13 protein-coding genes are annotated in these 14,370 nt (G+C 64.9%); 3 read left to right on the forward strand and 10 right to left on the reverse strand.

Translation table 11 applies throughout. From position 1 onward, the window contains the following. Window positions 1-309: 309 nt before the first annotated feature. The 4 genes from BLS13_RS21270 to BLS13_RS18175 form a co-directional block, all read right to left on the reverse strand. Window positions 310-1,164 carry a DUF1428 domain-containing protein gene (locus BLS13_RS21270; protein ID WP_371128224.1) on the reverse strand — a complete coding sequence of 285 codons (855 nt, stop codon included), beginning with the start codon at window positions 1,162-1,164 and terminating at the stop codon, window positions 310-312. 180 nt (window positions 1,165-1,344) lie between these two features. Then, complete coding sequence (gene rsgA / locus BLS13_RS18165; RefSeq protein WP_093454253.1) at window positions 1,345-2,340, reverse strand: ribosome small subunit-dependent GTPase A; 996 nt, start codon at window positions 2,338-2,340, stop codon at window positions 1,345-1,347. 232 nt (window positions 2,341-2,572) lie between these two features. Continuing rightward, complete coding sequence (locus BLS13_RS18170) at window positions 2,573-2,854, reverse strand: UBP-type zinc finger domain-containing protein (RefSeq protein WP_256325961.1); 282 nt, start codon at window positions 2,852-2,854, stop codon at window positions 2,573-2,575. Window positions 2,855-2,871: 17 nt separating this feature from the next. Continuing rightward, window positions 2,872-4,515: an FAD-dependent oxidoreductase gene (locus BLS13_RS18175; protein ID WP_093454256.1), complete on the reverse strand. Its 1,644-nt coding sequence runs from the start codon at window positions 4,513-4,515 to the stop codon at window positions 2,872-2,874. 199 nt (window positions 4,516-4,714) lie between these two features. On the opposite strand from BLS13_RS18175, the gene BLS13_RS18180 reads away from it, so the two are divergent. After that, window positions 4,715-5,137: a GFA family protein gene (locus BLS13_RS18180; protein ID WP_093454257.1), complete on the forward strand. Its 423-nt coding sequence runs from the start codon at window positions 4,715-4,717 to the stop codon at window positions 5,135-5,137. Between the two features lie 264 nt (window positions 5,138-5,401). Here BLS13_RS18180 and BLS13_RS18185 read toward each other — a convergent pair whose 3' ends face one another. The 5 genes from BLS13_RS18185 to BLS13_RS18205 all read right to left on the reverse strand — a co-directional run bounded on the left by BLS13_RS18185 (window position 5,402) and on the right by BLS13_RS18205 (window position 11,362). Continuing rightward, complete coding sequence (locus tag BLS13_RS18185) at window positions 5,402-5,581, reverse strand: hypothetical protein (protein WP_143012007.1); 180 nt, start codon at window positions 5,579-5,581, stop codon at window positions 5,402-5,404. Window positions 5,582-5,723: 142 nt separating this feature from the next. After that, on the reverse strand, window positions 5,724-9,143 hold the full coding sequence (locus BLS13_RS18190) for a chromosome segregation SMC family protein (RefSeq protein ID WP_093454260.1): 3,420 nt from the start codon (window positions 9,141-9,143) through the stop codon (window positions 5,724-5,726). Window positions 9,144-9,178: 35 nt separating this feature from the next. Continuing rightward, window positions 9,179-9,925 (reverse strand): thioredoxin domain-containing protein, encoded by a 747-nt coding sequence (locus BLS13_RS18195; protein WP_093454262.1) that lies wholly within the window; start codon window positions 9,923-9,925, stop codon window positions 9,179-9,181. Between the two features lie 142 nt (window positions 9,926-10,067). Then, window positions 10,068-10,757: a thioredoxin domain-containing protein gene (locus BLS13_RS18200; protein WP_176943671.1), complete on the reverse strand. Its 690-nt coding sequence runs from the start codon at window positions 10,755-10,757 to the stop codon at window positions 10,068-10,070. Between the two features lie 29 nt (window positions 10,758-10,786). Beyond that, window positions 10,787-11,362, reverse strand: coding sequence for a DUF721 domain-containing protein (locus tag BLS13_RS18205; RefSeq protein WP_093454265.1), 576 nt, complete (start codon window positions 11,360-11,362; stop codon window positions 10,787-10,789). A gap of 14 nt (window positions 11,363-11,376) precedes the next feature. Here BLS13_RS18205 and BLS13_RS18210 point away from each other — a divergent pair, with 14 nt between their 5' ends. Together BLS13_RS18210 and nudC are read left to right on the forward strand one after the other, a co-directional pair. Continuing rightward, window positions 11,377-12,441: an A/G-specific adenine glycosylase gene (locus BLS13_RS18210; protein ID WP_093454266.1), complete on the forward strand. Its 1,065-nt coding sequence runs from the start codon at window positions 11,377-11,379 to the stop codon at window positions 12,439-12,441. After that, complete coding sequence (nudC, locus tag BLS13_RS18215) at window positions 12,438-13,331, forward strand: NAD(+) diphosphatase (protein ID WP_093454268.1); 894 nt, start codon at window positions 12,438-12,440, stop codon at window positions 13,329-13,331. The genes BLS13_RS18210 and nudC overlap by 4 nt, the downstream gene beginning before the upstream one ends. A 40-nt stretch (window positions 13,332-13,371) precedes the next feature. Here the strand turns inward: nudC and BLS13_RS18220 are convergent, their stop codons facing one another. Further along, window positions 13,372-14,265, reverse strand: a complete 894-nt coding sequence (locus tag BLS13_RS18220; RefSeq protein WP_093454269.1) for a prephenate dehydratase — start codon at window positions 14,263-14,265, stop codon at window positions 13,372-13,374. Window positions 14,266-14,370: the final 105 nt, after the last annotated feature.

A 14,370-nucleotide genomic window follows, 5' to 3' on the forward strand; every position in this document is an offset into this window, starting at 1 on the left:
TAAGGGCTGGCCTCCAAACCCAGCCCAAAGCTTGAATCACATCCAGGCCGCTTTGGGAATCCACCCTCGATTCAAGCTATTCACAGTGCGCTCTAAGGCGCCCAGGATGAGATCCAATCGCGTGCTGCGGCCCCCAGCGTGTCATCGTGAACGGCAGGTTTTTCGAGGTTCAGTCGTTCCCAGATACTGGCTGGAACGGCCGCCTTTGGCTGGCGTCCGCTAAAAGGCGGGGCACTTTAGGAGACGATGCGATCAAGCGCGGCGGCAGGCAAAAACGACGGCTTTCCGCAGATCGCAATCTTCTTTCCCTTATGCGTGCGCGGTATCGAACACTGGCGCAAAGCCGCCGAAAATCGCGGTCGGCCCATTCCACGTCGGCTTGTTGCTGGCCATTCGTGGATCGCTCATCAGTGCGGCCCACGCAGCGTCGCGGGTCGCTTTATCGGGCCATTCGATCCAACCGAACACAACCGTCTCATCTTCCGCCAGGTCGACTGCCCGACGAAAATCCGTCACCTTGCCCGCCGGCACGTCGGCACCCCACCCGTCAACGATACGAAGCGCGCCCTTTTCCTTGAACAGCGCGCCGTGGCCCTCAGCGAAGGCGGCGAAGTCTTCGCGCTTATCGCTCGGCACTGCGGCGACCATGCCGTCCACGAATCCGAATGCGCCGCCGTCGCCACTGTCGTAGACGACTTCGAACCCGCCGAAGACCATCCGCTTTCCGTCGAACGGCATCGGGCTTTCGGGCATCTTCATGCGCTCGTCTTTCATGATCCCTTCATGGGCGCTATCGAATGCCGCCTTGTCGTCGTAGAAGATCCACGAGAACACGACACTCTCACCGTCTTCCAGCGCGACTGCGCGCTTCATGTCGGTGCGCTTGCCGTCGGGCACGTCCACAGCCCAGGTCTCGACGATTCGGCGTGCGCCGTGATCCTGAAAGATCGGCGCAGCTTCTGCCGCCATCTTTGCGTAGCCTGCCTTGTCGTGCGACGGGATCAGAAATCCTTGAACATAGGTCATGCCAATGTTTCCTCCTTTGCGTTCGCGGCTTCGTACGTGCGAGCGGATCGCCCGTGGCATTGTTTTGTACGGAACACGCCCCGACGCGCACGACGCAGCGACAGTGTTTACGACGACAAAGGTCCACCAAAGCAGCACGGGTCGACCAGTTCCATTCAGGACTCAGGATAACCAGTACTGAAGCAGAATGCGATCATATTTCAGCCGAGAACAGCAGGTAAACCGTCCGAATGGGTCAGGAGGGGGGCGTCGCGATTTCTTTGGGCACACGGACCTAAGACCATGCTGAAACAAGCAGCCTCACGCTTCAAATCCCCGCTATCGGGGCCGCCGCGCTCTAACCTGTGCGGCGTTGATGCCGTCCTCTGCCGCCAGTTTGCGCCAGCGATCGAAACGGACGGTGGTCAGCGAGCCCATCGCGATCGCCGCCCGGATCGCGCAACCCGGTTCGACCCCATGTGCACAGTCTGAAAATCGGCAATCTTGCGCCACCAGTGCAAAGTCGTCGAAAACCTCGGCTATGCCGGTAGCTGAGTCGAACAGCTGCAATTCGCGCATGCCGGGCGTATCAAGCAACCAGCCGCCGCCGTCGAGCCGATGCATTTCGCGCACAGTTGTCGTGTGACGCCCCGTGTCGTCACCTGTGCGGATCGCCTGCGTGGCAATGCTGTTCGAACCCCGCAAGGTATTGACAAGTGTCGATTTTCCGACGCCCGAGGAACCGAGAAGGGCGACGGTTTCACCCTTGGCGCACCATCCCGCAAGGCAGGCCACACTGGCGAGATCGCGCCCGTCGATGGCTTCGACGAGCAACCCCGGCTCGATCCCGCGCGCCGCTGCCGCGAAAACCTCCGGGGTGTCCGTCAGGTCGGTCTTTGTAAGAACAACGACCGGATTCACACCCACCTCGCGCGCCAGCACCAGATAGCGCTCCAGCCGCGCTACGCTGAAATCCTGGTTGCAAGAGGCAACGATGAACAACGTGTCGACATTGGCGGCAATCATTTGCTCCTTGCGGCGGTCACCCGGCGCGCGCCGCTTAAACAGATTCATCCGGTGAAGTACGCGCACGGGCTGTAGCGTGCCGTCGACAAGCAGCCAGTCGCCGACCGTCGGATGACTGTCCGCCGAACCGGCGCCGGGAATATTAGGTGCGATGAAGCCCCGCCCGCCCGCCCCTGCCACCGCGATCTTGCCACGATGGACCGCCATCACGCGGAGGGGATGGCATCGCCGGGCTTCGTCCTCCGAGACCTGCTCGCTGAAATAGGTCTTCCAGCCAAGTTCTTCCAAAGTCTCATTGGTAGGTTTCATAAGGCGGCAGCTATCAGCGCCGCGTCGTCCCGTCCACAATGGTTGCAATTGAGGGGCACTGCCTCCGGGGCGGTGTCCGACCGCGTGAGTGGCAGCTTTTCCCACCTTCCGTCACTGGACGGTTCGCACGTAAACGACCGACCTTCGTCGGCAGGCGCGGTTGGCGGAACGTCCGACATGGACGTGCGAGCGATCTGGCCGCCGTTCACCCCCGCGGAGTCATGCATCCCTTTCACACATATCGTGGGATCGGCGTCAACTGGGCCGTCTGGTCGGGCAGGTCGATCATGGCCTCATCCACGTAACACCAGCCCCAACCCTCTGGCGGGTCATAGCCCTCGATGATCGGGTGATGTGTCGCGTGGAAATGGGCGGTGGCGTGGCGCAGGGGTGATTGGTCGCAGCACCCGACATGACCGCAGGTTCGGCACAGGCGCAAATGAACCCATGGGCTGCCGACCTTCAGGCATTCTTCGCAGCCGCGCGCACTGGGCGTGACGTCGTTGATCGTCATGCTATGGCGACAGCCTATCATATTTCCTCCTTTGCCGAGCGTGCGGAAATCATAGCATGAATCTGGGCGACCACCGCTGCGCCCTCGCCGACGGCCGCGGCGACGCGCTTGGTCGATCCCGCACGGACATCGCCAATTGCGAAAACGCCCGGCCGACTCGTTTCCAGCGATAGAGGTCCCGTCCCGGTGATAACGAAACCCCTGGCATCGGTTTGCGCACACCCCTCCAGCCAATCGGCGTTAGGATCGGCGCCGATGAACAGGAACAGGTGGCGGAGCGGGCAGCGATGCTGTGCGCCGTCTTTGAGGTCGCGAAACGTCGCTGCGGTGAGCCCGGTTGCGCGATCGCCTTCCAGCGCGACGACTTCGGAACCGACATGGATTTCGACATTGGGAAGTGCTGTGATGCGGTCGATCAGATAGCGCGACATCGTCTCTGACAGGTCGCGCCGGACGAAGAGGTGCAGGCGCTTCACCTGGGGGGCGAGGAACACGATCGCCTGGCCCGCCGAATTTCCGCCGCCGACGAGCGCTATTTCTTCGCCCGCGCAGAGCCGGGCCTCGATCGGCGATGCCCAGTAAGAAACGCCGGCCCCTTCAAATTCCCCGAGGTTTGGTATGTCGGGCCGACGGTAGCGTGCTCCCGATGCGATTACGAGCGCCTGCGCCTGAATGCGACGATCGCCCGACAGATTCAGTGCGAGCGTGTCCAACTTGCAGTCGAGCCTTTCCACCTTGACCGGAACGACGATTTCCGCCCCAAATTTCAGGGCCTGGCTGAAGGCGCGACCCGCCAGCGCCTGCCCCGAAATGCCGGTCGGAAAGCCCAGATAATTCTCGATCCGCGCGGAGGCCCCCGCCTGACCACCCATTGCGCGTTCATCGAGGACAATCACGGACAGGCCTTCGGAAGCGGCATAGACCGCGGCAGCCAGCCCGGCCGGTCCAGCGCCCACGATGGCAACGTCATATACGGCATCCTGATCCAGAACAGGCGTTATGCCCAGGCAGCCTGCCAGTTCCTCGTCCCTTGGCCGCCTTAACAGTGTCCCGCTCGGGCAGACCACGAGGGGGAGCTCATCGGGCAGAACGCCAATCCGCTCGACCAAAGCCCGTCCTTCATCGTCGGTGGATGCGTCGAGGACGAGGTTGGGATAGCCGTTACGGGTCAGGAAGCCCTGAAGCCGGACAATGTCTGCACTGCCGGGCACGCCGATCAAGATGGTGCCGGCCCCGCCTTCCTCGATCAAACCGACGCGGCGCAGGATCAACGCCCGCATCACGATCTCACCCACGTCCGCCGATCCGACCATCAACGCTCTCAGATGGGCTGGGTCGAAGGGTAGCGCAGTACAGCCTCCGGTACCGGCTCGCCCGGCCGCGAGGGAGGCACGTCCGGCAAGCTGGTTCACTTCGCCGCTCAATTGTCCGGGACCATGGCTCGTAACGGGTGCCTCATGGTTGAGCCCATCGCGCCGTACCACCTCTATCGTGCCTTCCAGCACCAGCCAGGCCGGCGCGCCCTCTTCACCAATGGCATAGAGCGTCTCCCCCGGAGCAAATCGCCGGGCAGTGCCACTGGCGAAGCGGCGCGCCATCTCGATCTGAACTGCGGTGAGAACCGGAAACATCTGATGTGCGCGGGTTCCCAGAGTGCTCATGCGGTGATCCAGTCTTTTGTCCGGCGGAAACAATCCTGGCAGAGTAGCCGACCCCCGTGACCGCGACCACACAAGACGCGAAAGCACGTGGCGGTTCAGCGTGCCGCAAGGCCGCGTCGCAAGCGCCCGCTTGCAGACATTGCGCTCCGCGATGATTCGGCCCAGCTTTTTCTCATCGACGATCTGAGAGAGGAATCCGATGACACATCAGGGCTCTTGTTTCTGCGGGGCGGTGACAATCCAGACGAGCGAGGAGCCCGAAGGCATGGGCTACTGCCATTGCAGCTCGTGTCGATCCTGGTCGGGCGGGCCCATCAACGCTTTTACTTTGTGGAAGCCCGATGCCGTGCGCGTAACGTCAGGAGAAGATGATCTCGCGACGTTCATTAAGAACCCGATGAGCGAGCGCAAATATTGCGCGAGGTGTGGCGGCCATCTGATGACCAACCATCCCGGCCTCGGTTTGATCGATGTGTTTGCTGCGACGCTACCGACTCTCGCATTCGTACCCGGCGTGCACATCAACTATGCCGAGACGGTCCTGCCGATGAAGGACGGCCTCCCCAAGCTGAAGGATTTTCCGGCGGAGTTCGGTGGTTCGGGTGAAGCGGTGGCGGAGTAAGACGACCACCACCCCGGCTCCTTAAACCATAACTATGCGGAAGCAGAGCGTAGTAGCTTGGCCCAAGTCGCCACGGCCGTCCACCAATGATCGCAAGCCGATCCGTCGCGGGAATGCTGATCAGCCGGAGCGGCCGGGATTCTCCGAAGTCGTCATTCGTCACTGGGATGCCGAACGATGTACGTTGGTCGAGCGTCGTCGGCTCAGCGAAAATACAGCATCTCAAAGACACCCCTCCGCGAGCTCCTCCAGCATCTCGATTGTCTATTTCTTCTTGTTCGAACGATTGGCGTACAGCAAGGCTGCTGCGATCGCCGCCGACCCGATGCCGATCGCCGCGCCGACGGTGGCGATCTTGCGCACATTGACCCCGCCGGGTGCTGCATCGGAACCGTCCGCGGGCTTCGTCGCTATGGCCTCCGGTGCGGGCGGCGTGTTCGTCATGTTGTTCTCCATAATCCTGATCTTGTTGAATATGCTGCGGCGAGCAAAATTGTTCCGCGCAGCAATCTATCGCCATATTTCGCAGCTTACCATTATGTTTCAGCCGGCATGAACGTCGCCCGAACGATAATCGGCCCGGCGCTCACTCGGCCGCCAGTAGCCGCTCGGCCGCGCCGAGATCGACCGAGACCAGCCGGCTGATACCGCGCTCGATCATCGTCACCCCGAACAGCCGGTGCATCCGGCTCATCGTTACGGCATTGTGGGTGACGACCAGATAGCGGGTCTCGGTCTCCTGCGTCATCACTTCGAGCAGATCGCAGAAGCGTTCGATGTTGGCGTCATCAAGCGGGGCATCGACCTCGTCGAGCACGCAGATCGGCGCCGGGTTGGTGAGGAACAGGCCGAAGATCAAAGCGACCGCGGTGAGCGCTTGTTCACCGCCCGACAGAAGGGTGAGCGAACCGAGTTTCTTGCCCGGCGGCTGCGCCATGATCTCGAGCCCCGCCTCCAGCGGATCGTCGCTGTCGATCAACGCGAGATGCGCCTCGCCGCCGGCGAACAACGTGGTGAAGAGCCGACGGAAATGGCGATCGACAGCCTCGAACGCGGTCAGCAGCCGCGCACGGCCCTCGCGGTTGAGGCTGCCGATCGATCCGCGCAGCCGGTTGATCGCCTGCTGCAGTTCGTCGCGTTCGGCGACGCTGGTGAGCTGGGTCTTCTCGAGTTCCTGCAATTCGCTCTCGGCGACGAGGTTGACCGGTCCCAGCCGTTCGCGATCAGCGTTCAGCCGTTCGAGCCGCGACGATTCGGCGCCGGCTTCGCCGACATCCTCCTTCGCGAAGCCAACCCGCTCAGGCAGCAGCACAGCGGGGCATTCGAAGCGCTCGCCCGAGATCCGCCCCATCTCGACCCGGCGCAATTCCTGATTTTCGTGGCGCGCCTGCGCGCCGGCACGATGTTCGCGTGCCGCCGCTAGTTTCTCGCCGGCCTGGGCAAGCGCGGCATCGCTGGTGCGTTGATGAGTCTCCGCCGCCAGCTCGGCCGCGCGGGTTTCCGCCGCTTCCGCATCGGCGCGCGCCGCATCGGCGCCGACACTCTCGATCAGCGCGGCCAGTTCGTCGGGAAGCCCGACGATGCGCGCGCTTTCGCTTTCGATCGCCAGGTGGCGCTGATCCATCTCGGCGATACGGCTCGCGGCATCGCCGGCGCGCGCGCGCCAGCTCTTCGCCTCGGCGCGCGCCGCCTGCTGGCGCTGCGCATCGGCGGAGGCCGCCTGGGTGATCGCCATCGCCTGCCCGCGTGCCTCGAACAAGGTCGCCCGTGCCGCTTCGTTGACGTTGCGGAGCCGTTCGACCTCGGCGCGCGCCGCCTCGCCATCGGGAAGTGCCAGCATCGCCGCCATCGCCGCCGACAGGCCATCGCCCGCTTCGCGCGCCTCGGCCGCCGCCCGCGCCTCGCGCTCGACATAGGCATCGCGTTGCGCGGCAAGCCGTTCGATCGCGACCACCGCCTGATCCTCATCACGCATCGCCCCGCGCAACGCCGGCTCGGCCTTGCCCAGCGCCGCCCGCCCGGCATCGACCGCCGCCCGCGCCTGCGCCACCGCCGCATTGGCGGCCGCAAGATCGCGCAAGGCGGTGTCGAGCGTGGCACGGGCGGCGGGCAGCAGCGCCTGCAGTTCGGCCAGCCGGTTGACCCGCACCAGCCGCTCGGCTGCGGCCGCGCCGACATTGGTGGCGACAAATCCGTCCCAGCGCCGCATCTGGCCATCGCGCGTGACGATCCGTTGCCCGGCGCGCAGCGCGGCACCATCGTCGCGATCGACCACGCCGATCTGCACCAGTCGCCGCGCCAGTTCCGGGGGGCCGGCGACATGATCGGCGAGCCGAACGACACCAGGCGGAAGCGGCGGATCGTCGAGCGCTTCCGCCCCGCTCCACCGGAGCGGGCCGCTGCCGCCGATCGCCGCATCAAGATCATCGCCAAGCGCCGCCGCCAGCGCATGTTCATAGCCAGAATCGACGCGAACACGATCGATCGCTTTGGTGGCATCGGTCGCCCGGCGCAGCGCCTTTTCAAGCGATGCCGTCTCGGACTCGAGCGTGGCCAGTGCGGCACGCGCCGTGCCGCCCGCGGCCTCGGCCTCCTCGCGCCGTATGGCGGCGGTCGACCGCATTTCCTCAGCCCGGGCGATCTCGGACTGCGCTTCGGCAATCGCCTTTTCGGCCGTGGCCCTGGCGGCAATAGCGGCCGCGCGGCGCGCCAAAAGCGGCGCATCGTCGCCCAGTCCCGCGCGCTCGCGGGCAACCCGTTCGGTTTCGGCCCGCGCCCGTTCGGCGCGCGCGCGCGTCGCCGAGACATTGGCCTGCGCCACCCGCAGATCGGCCTGTTCGGCCGCGAAAGCCGCCTGCGCCTTCGCGACCGCCAGTTCTGCCTCGCGCAAGGCGGTCTCGGCCTGCCGCACCGTCGTGTCGATTGCGGTCTGCCGCACGCCGGCATCGGCAATCCGCCGGCCAAGCTCGCGTTCCTCTTCGGTCAGTGCCGCCAGCGCCGCGGCGGCATCGACCGCCAGCCGGTCCTCGCGTGCGCGATCGCGCGCCAGCGTGTCGCGCTGCGCACCGAGTTCGGCGATCCGGCGGCGGGCCCCGTCCAGCTCCGCCTTCAGCGTGGCCAGGCGATGGCCGAGCCCCGATGCGCGATCGCGGGCAGACTGGGCCGCCGATCGCGCATCGGCGACCGACTGCGCCGCCTGCATCTGATGCGCGGCGGCCGCGCGCTGCGCCTCTGCCGCCACGTTCACGGCCGCGTCCGCCGCCTCGGCGTCCTTTTTGGCGACCGCGGCGGCGGCGGCGGCATCCCGCCAGCGCGAGAAGATCAGCCGAGCCTCGGCTATCCGGATCTGATCGCTGAGCGCGCGATAGCGTTCGGCCGCACGCGCCTGACGCCGGAGCGACACGGTCCGCGATTCCATATCCGCGAGCAGATCATCGAGCCGGCCGAGATTGACCTCGGTCGCGCGCAATTTCTGCTCGGCATCCTTGCGGCGCACATGCAGCCCGGCGATGCCCGCCGCTTCCTCGAGCATCTGGCGCCGCTCGGCGGGCTTGGCGGCGATGACGGCCGCGATGCGCCCCTGGCTGACGAGCGCGGGCGAATGCGCGCCGGTCGCCGCATCGGCGAACATCAGGCCGACATCCTTGGCGCGGACGTCGCGGCCGTTCATCCGATAAGCGGAGCCGGCGCCGCGTTCGATCCGGCGGGTGACCTCGATCTCGCGATCCTGATCGGGCGGGGCATCGGGGCGTTCGGTGAAGAGCGTGACTTCGGCAAAATCGCGCGCGGCGCGCGTCGTGGTGCCCGCGAAGATCACGTCTTCCATCCCGCCGCCGCGCAGCGACTTGGGCGAGCTTTCGCCCATCACCCAGCGGATCGCCTCGAGCAGGTTCGATTTGCCGCAGCCATTGGGCCCGACGACGCCGGTCAGCCCCGGCTCGATGATCAGTTCCGCCGGTTCGACGAAACTCTTGAAGCCCGACAGGCGCAGTTTGCGGATGCGCATGGGCGGCTCAGCCTGCCGAGCCGCCCGCGATCATATCAGCGCACCCGTTCACGCAGCTTGGCCTCGAGGCCCGACCAATCATAGACTTCCGCCTGCTTGTCCCCGTTCAGGAAGAAGTTGGGCGTGCCATCGACCTTGTCGGTATCGGCGCCATAGGAGCGGAGCTTCAGCAACTGATCGAGCGCGCTCTTGTCGCTCAGGCAGGCATAGATCTTGTCTTCCGGCACGCCATGCGACTTGAAGAAGTCGACAAGGCCGCTGAGCTGGACGAGCTGCTTGAACTGATCGACCTGCGGCAGGGTGCCGATCGCCTGCAGCTTCTTCTCATCGATCGAATTGAACTGGCCGACCCACTTTTCCTGCGAGCCATAGACCGCCTCGACCAGCGGGAAGAACGGCTCCGCCCCCTGGCAGCGCACGACCATCGTCACCGCCACATCGAGCGGGTTGAGCACGAAATTGCGATATTCCCAGCTGATCTTGCCGGTCTTCACATATTTCTCGCGCAGCGTCTCAGCCCCGGTCCGCGTGAAATCGCGGCAGTGCGGGCAGGTGAGCGACGCATATTCGACCAGCTTCACCGGCGCATCGGGATTGCCCATGCGAAAGCCGCCCTCGGACGTTTTGGCAACCGTCTCGGTCCAGTCCTTGCCCGAATAAGCCGGTTCGGTGCTGACCGCGGCGGTTGCGTTGGGAACCGCGTTGGCATCGGACTCGCTCTTCTTGCAAGCAGCCGTCGCAAGCGCGAGGCCGATCACCGCCAAGCCCAGATAGTTGTTCATAATCCAACATTCTCCTGACAGCCGCAAAGGCCGGATTGCGAGACTGATAAGGCTTTGCCCGCGCGCGGCAAAGGGCGATCTTGGGCGGCTCCACCATTCTCATCCTCCCCCGCCAGGGGGAGGATAGAAAAAAATATCCAACTCAAGGTTTTAGATTGGCTTTCAGCTTGGCCTCGAGATCGGCCCAACTGGTGAGGCTGCCGAGCGGCATGCCATTGATTGCGAACGCAGGCGTGCCCGGTATCTTGTCGCGATTCCATGCATTGTCGGCCATCTGACCGAGCTGCTTCTGGGCAGCGTTATCCGCGAGGCAGGCGGCGTAGGCCCGAGGGATCATGCCGCGTTTCGCAAAGAAGCTGTCGAAGCCGGCGGCATGGGCAACGAATGCCATCTTATCCGCGGCGGACTTGGCCTCGAAATCGGGGCTGGCGCTGGCGGCCATCCCCTTCGACTCCCATTCGCTCTGGGTCGCGAACAACGCTTCGATTGCATTGAGATAATCGCTGCGCGGCCCACAGCGGCTGAGCAGCGACGCCACGAAATCATAGCCATCGCGCACCGCGTGCCGCACTTCGAAACTGACCAATCCCCGGGCGATATAATCGCGCTTGAGCGGCTCCATCGATTCACCGGACATCACGGCACAATGCGGGCAGGTCAGCGACAGATATTCGACAAGCTTCACCCTGGCCGCCGGATTGCCGATCACGATCGCGCCTTCCGCAGTCTGGCCTGCTACGTGCAACCAGTCCTGCCGCGCGGCGGGCTTCGCCAGCGGATGCTTCGTCGCGGCAGCGGCCGGCATTGCGGCGGCGGCAATCAAAAATGCCAACCCGCCAGCCCGTATCATGGCCGATATCACTAGTCCTTGTCTCCCTTGGGCAGGATTGGTGCGCCCTGCGTGCCGGACAGCGCGCCGGCGAGCGAGGCCAGGCAGGCCCGCAATTCGGGATCACCGATCGTCCGCAGGCTTTCACCCAGATCGATCGGCGCCATCTTGATCGAGGGTGGAGCGACCCGCGGCGCCGGCGCAGGAGCACGTGCCGCCTCCGCCCGAATCGCGATGCGGGCGACCGCGGGATAGCCGAAGAATCGATTGACCCGTTCGATGATCATCGGGGAAACATGCTGCATCATCGTGCCGTGCGCGCCATCGACCCGCAGCGTGAGCGTGCCTTCGGCCTGCCGCCCCTGCGGGAAGCGAATCGATTCGGGGGAGGAAACGCTCGCATAGCGATCCCCAACGATTTCAGCCCAGCGGCTGACCACCGCGCTCTGGACGAAACCGAAGCGGCGAAAGGCCGCACGGCCGACCTCGGGCACCATATCGGCAACCGCGCGCGCGGCACCGCCGCGCGGCCGTTCGTGCACCGCCGGCTTTTGCTTCTTTGCCGCACGCGGCTTCGTCTTACCCGTTTCGCTCATCGCGCGCTTCATGCCATAGGCGGCCCATGCCCGTCGATAACCCTGCGATGATCCCGCAAATTTTGCTCGGCTGGTATGATCGCCATCGCCGTCATCTGCCGTGGCGCGCAGGGCCAGGCGATCCCGCACCCGATCCTTATGCGGTGTGGATGTCCGAAATCATGCTCCAGCAGACGACCGTCGCGGCGGTTAAGCCCTATTTCGCGGCATTCATGGCACGGTGGCCGACGGTCGAGGCGCTGGCGGCGGCCGACGACGCCGATGTTATGACCGCATGGGCGGGCCTTGGCTATTATGCGCGCGCGCGCAATCTGATCGCCTGCGCGCGGACGGTGGCCCATGACCATGAAGGCCGCTTTCCCGACGACGAGGCGGGCCTGCGCGCCCTGCCCGGCCTGGGCGACTATACCGCCGCCGCGGTTGCGGCGATCGCGTTCGGGCGGCGGGCCGTCGTGGTCGATGCGAATGTCGCGCGGGTGACGGCGCGGCTGTTCGCACTGGAGACGCCATTGCCAGCGGGCAAAGCCGAACTGTACCGTCTCGCCGACAGCATCACGCCCGATGATCGGGCCGGCGATTTCGCACAGGCGATGATGGATCTGGGCTCGGGCGTCTGCACAACGCGATCGCCGCAATGCCTGATCTGCCCGCTGGCCGAGTCCTGCATCGGCCGCAGACTCGGAACGCCCGAATCCTTTCCGTTGAAGGCGCCGAAGACTCCCAAGCCACATCGCTTCGGAACCGCCTTCTGGATCGAACGTGGCGACCATGTCCTGCTGGTTCGGCGCCCCGACAAAGGTCTTCTGGGCGGCATGCGTGCTTTGCCGAGCAACGACTGGGCGACGACCGATCCGGCGCTGTGCGGTGCGCCGATCGCGGCGGTATGGCGCGATCTGGGAACCGTCCCCCATGTCTTCACCCATTTTTCGCTCGACCTTCGCGTGATGGGAACGACCGCGACAGGCGATACGGTGCCGGATGGCGAATGGTGGCCGATCGCCGGAATCGGCGAGGCCGGCTTGCCGACCCTCTTCGCACGCGCGGCGTCACGCGCTATCGCAGCCTCCGGATTGATACAGGAGTCAGGATGACACGCTTCGCTGCCCCAGGGTTCACCGGCTCTCTGCTGATCCGTGTCGATCATGAACGCAACAATCCGGCCTGGTTCGACGAACAGGCGTCGAAGCTCAGCGCGCGCCTGATGCGGCTGGACGGCCTGATCCCGCGTGCCGAGGAAGATGGCACATTGAGCTGGGGATCGCTGGCCGAGGCCCCGCCCGAAGTGGAACTGGCACTGCTCGGGCTGATCGATGACAAACCCCGTTTCGTCGCGCTGACCGATACACGCGAGGATCCGAGCCACCGCAGTTTTGCGGTGAATGTCGTGCTCAACCAGTTGCAACCCGCGGAGGCCGCCACCTATGCGGTCGGACGCGGCCTGGTCGATTGGCACAGCCGCCATCGCTTTTGCGCGCGGTGCGGACGGGCGACACGTGCTCATCTTTCGGGCTGGGCACGATTATGCGATCGCGAGCAGGGCGGCTGCGGCACCGAACATTTTCCGCGTACCGATCCCGTGGTGATCATGCTGGCCGAACATGGCGATCATGTGCTGGTCGGCCGGCAGCATAGCTGGCCGGCGCGGCGTTTCTCGGCGCTTGCCGGTTTCCTCGAGGTCGGCGAATCGATCGAGGAAGCGGTTGCCCGCGAGCTTAACGAGGAAGCCGGCGTGGTGACGCAGGCGGTGCGCTATATCTGCAGCCAGCCCTGGCCCTTCCCGTCACAGCTGATGATCGCCTGTATCGCTTCGGTCGCCAGCAAGGAGATCGTGCTCGACGGCAACGAGCTCGAAGGCGCTCTATGGGTCGATCGCGGCGAAGTGGCGGCGGCGTTGCGCGAGGATGCCGATGCGACCTTCCTCGCCCCGCCGCCCTTTGCCATCGCCCATAGCCTGCTCAGCCGCTGGGCCGAAGGCGCGTAACCCCTGCGATCTTTCCCGAGCAAGCTCGGGAGGTTCTATATCATCCCCGCGCGCGAGCCCGCGGATAGGTACCCAGCAGGCGCACCCATTTGGTGTGAAACTCCAGCTCCTCGAGCGCCCGACGGACGTTCGCATCGTCGGGATGCCCTTCGATATCGGCGTAGAATTCGGTCGCGGCAAAACGCGAACCGCGCTGGTAGCTTTCGAGCTTCGTCATATTGACGCCGTTGGTCGCGAAACCGCCGAGCGCCTTGTACAAGGCTGCAGGGACGTTCTTCACCTCAAAGATGAAGGTCGTCATCATCGGCCCCGCCCCCGGCAACACCGCCCCCGCAGCACGGGCGAGAACGACGAAGCGGGTGATATTGTCTTCCGAATCGGCGAGATCATCCTGCACGATCCGCAGCCCATACAGTTCGGCGGCCATCCTCGGTGCAAGCGCCGCGACCTCGGGCTGCCCCATTTCGGCGACCAAAGCCGCGGCGCCGGCGGTATCGGCATAGGCGATCGGCCGGATGCCTCGTTCGCGCAGCCAGTGCCGGCACTGCCCCAACGCCTGCGGGTGACTCATCGCCTCGCGGATCGGCATATCGCCCGGCAGCGCCATCAGCGCATAGCGGATCGTCAGAAAATGTTCGCCGGTGATCTTCAGCCCCGACTCGGGGAGCAGGAAATGCATGTCGGCGACGCGACCGTTCAGCGAATTTTCGATCGGGATGATCGCACAGTCGGCCAGACCATCGCGCACCGCATCGAGCGCATCTTCGAAACTGAAGCAGGGCAAGGGCAGGCAATCAGGAAAGGCTTCGAGCGCGGCGCGATGCGAATTGGCGCCCGGCGCGCCCTGAAAAGCCACGGCGCGGGCGGGTTCGGCCGCCGCGGCGGCAGCCATTTCGGCGACGAGCGCCTGTGCGGGGACGGGAAAATTCTGCATGATGGGGGCCAGCGCTTAGGCGGATGAGCCAACTATCGCAACCTGCTTCGCCCTTATTCGATCGAGCCGCTTGCGATAGCCGACAACCGATTCTAAAGGGAGCGC

The organism is Sphingomonas sp. YR710 (assembly GCF_900101455.1).
Lineage (GTDB): Bacteria > Pseudomonadota > Alphaproteobacteria > Sphingomonadales > Sphingomonadaceae > Rhizorhabdus.

Coding starts and splice junctions, on each gene's coding strand:
- BLS13_RS18175 (WP_093454256.1), bottom strand. CDS start 4,515: ATGAGCACTCTGGGAACCCGCGCACATCAGATGTTTCCGGTTCTCACC.
- BLS13_RS18205 (WP_093454265.1), bottom strand. CDS start 11,362: ATGAAGCGCGCGATGAGCGAAACGGGTAAGACGAAGCCGCGTGCGGCA.
- nudC (WP_093454268.1), top strand. CDS start 12,438: ATGACACGCTTCGCTGCCCCAGGGTTCACCGGCTCTCTGCTGATCCGT.
- BLS13_RS18190 (WP_093454260.1), bottom strand. CDS start 9,143: ATGCGCATCCGCAAACTGCGCCTGTCGGGCTTCAAGAGTTTCGTCGAA.
- BLS13_RS18170 (WP_256325961.1), bottom strand. CDS start 2,854: ATGACGATCAACGACGTCACGCCCAGTGCGCGCGGCTGCGAAGAATGC.
- rsgA (WP_093454253.1), bottom strand. CDS start 2,340: ATGAAACCTACCAATGAGACTTTGGAAGAACTTGGCTGGAAGACCTAT.
- BLS13_RS18180 (WP_093454257.1), top strand. CDS start 4,715: ATGACACATCAGGGCTCTTGTTTCTGCGGGGCGGTGACAATCCAGACG.
- BLS13_RS18220 (WP_093454269.1), bottom strand. CDS start 14,265: ATGCAGAATTTTCCCGTCCCCGCACAGGCGCTCGTCGCCGAAATGGCT.
- BLS13_RS18185 (WP_143012007.1), bottom strand. CDS start 5,581: ATGACGAACACGCCGCCCGCACCGGAGGCCATAGCGACGAAGCCCGCG.
- BLS13_RS18210 (WP_093454266.1), top strand. CDS start 11,377: ATGCCCGTCGATAACCCTGCGATGATCCCGCAAATTTTGCTCGGCTGG.
- BLS13_RS18195 (WP_093454262.1), bottom strand. CDS start 9,925: ATGAACAACTATCTGGGCTTGGCGGTGATCGGCCTCGCGCTTGCGACG.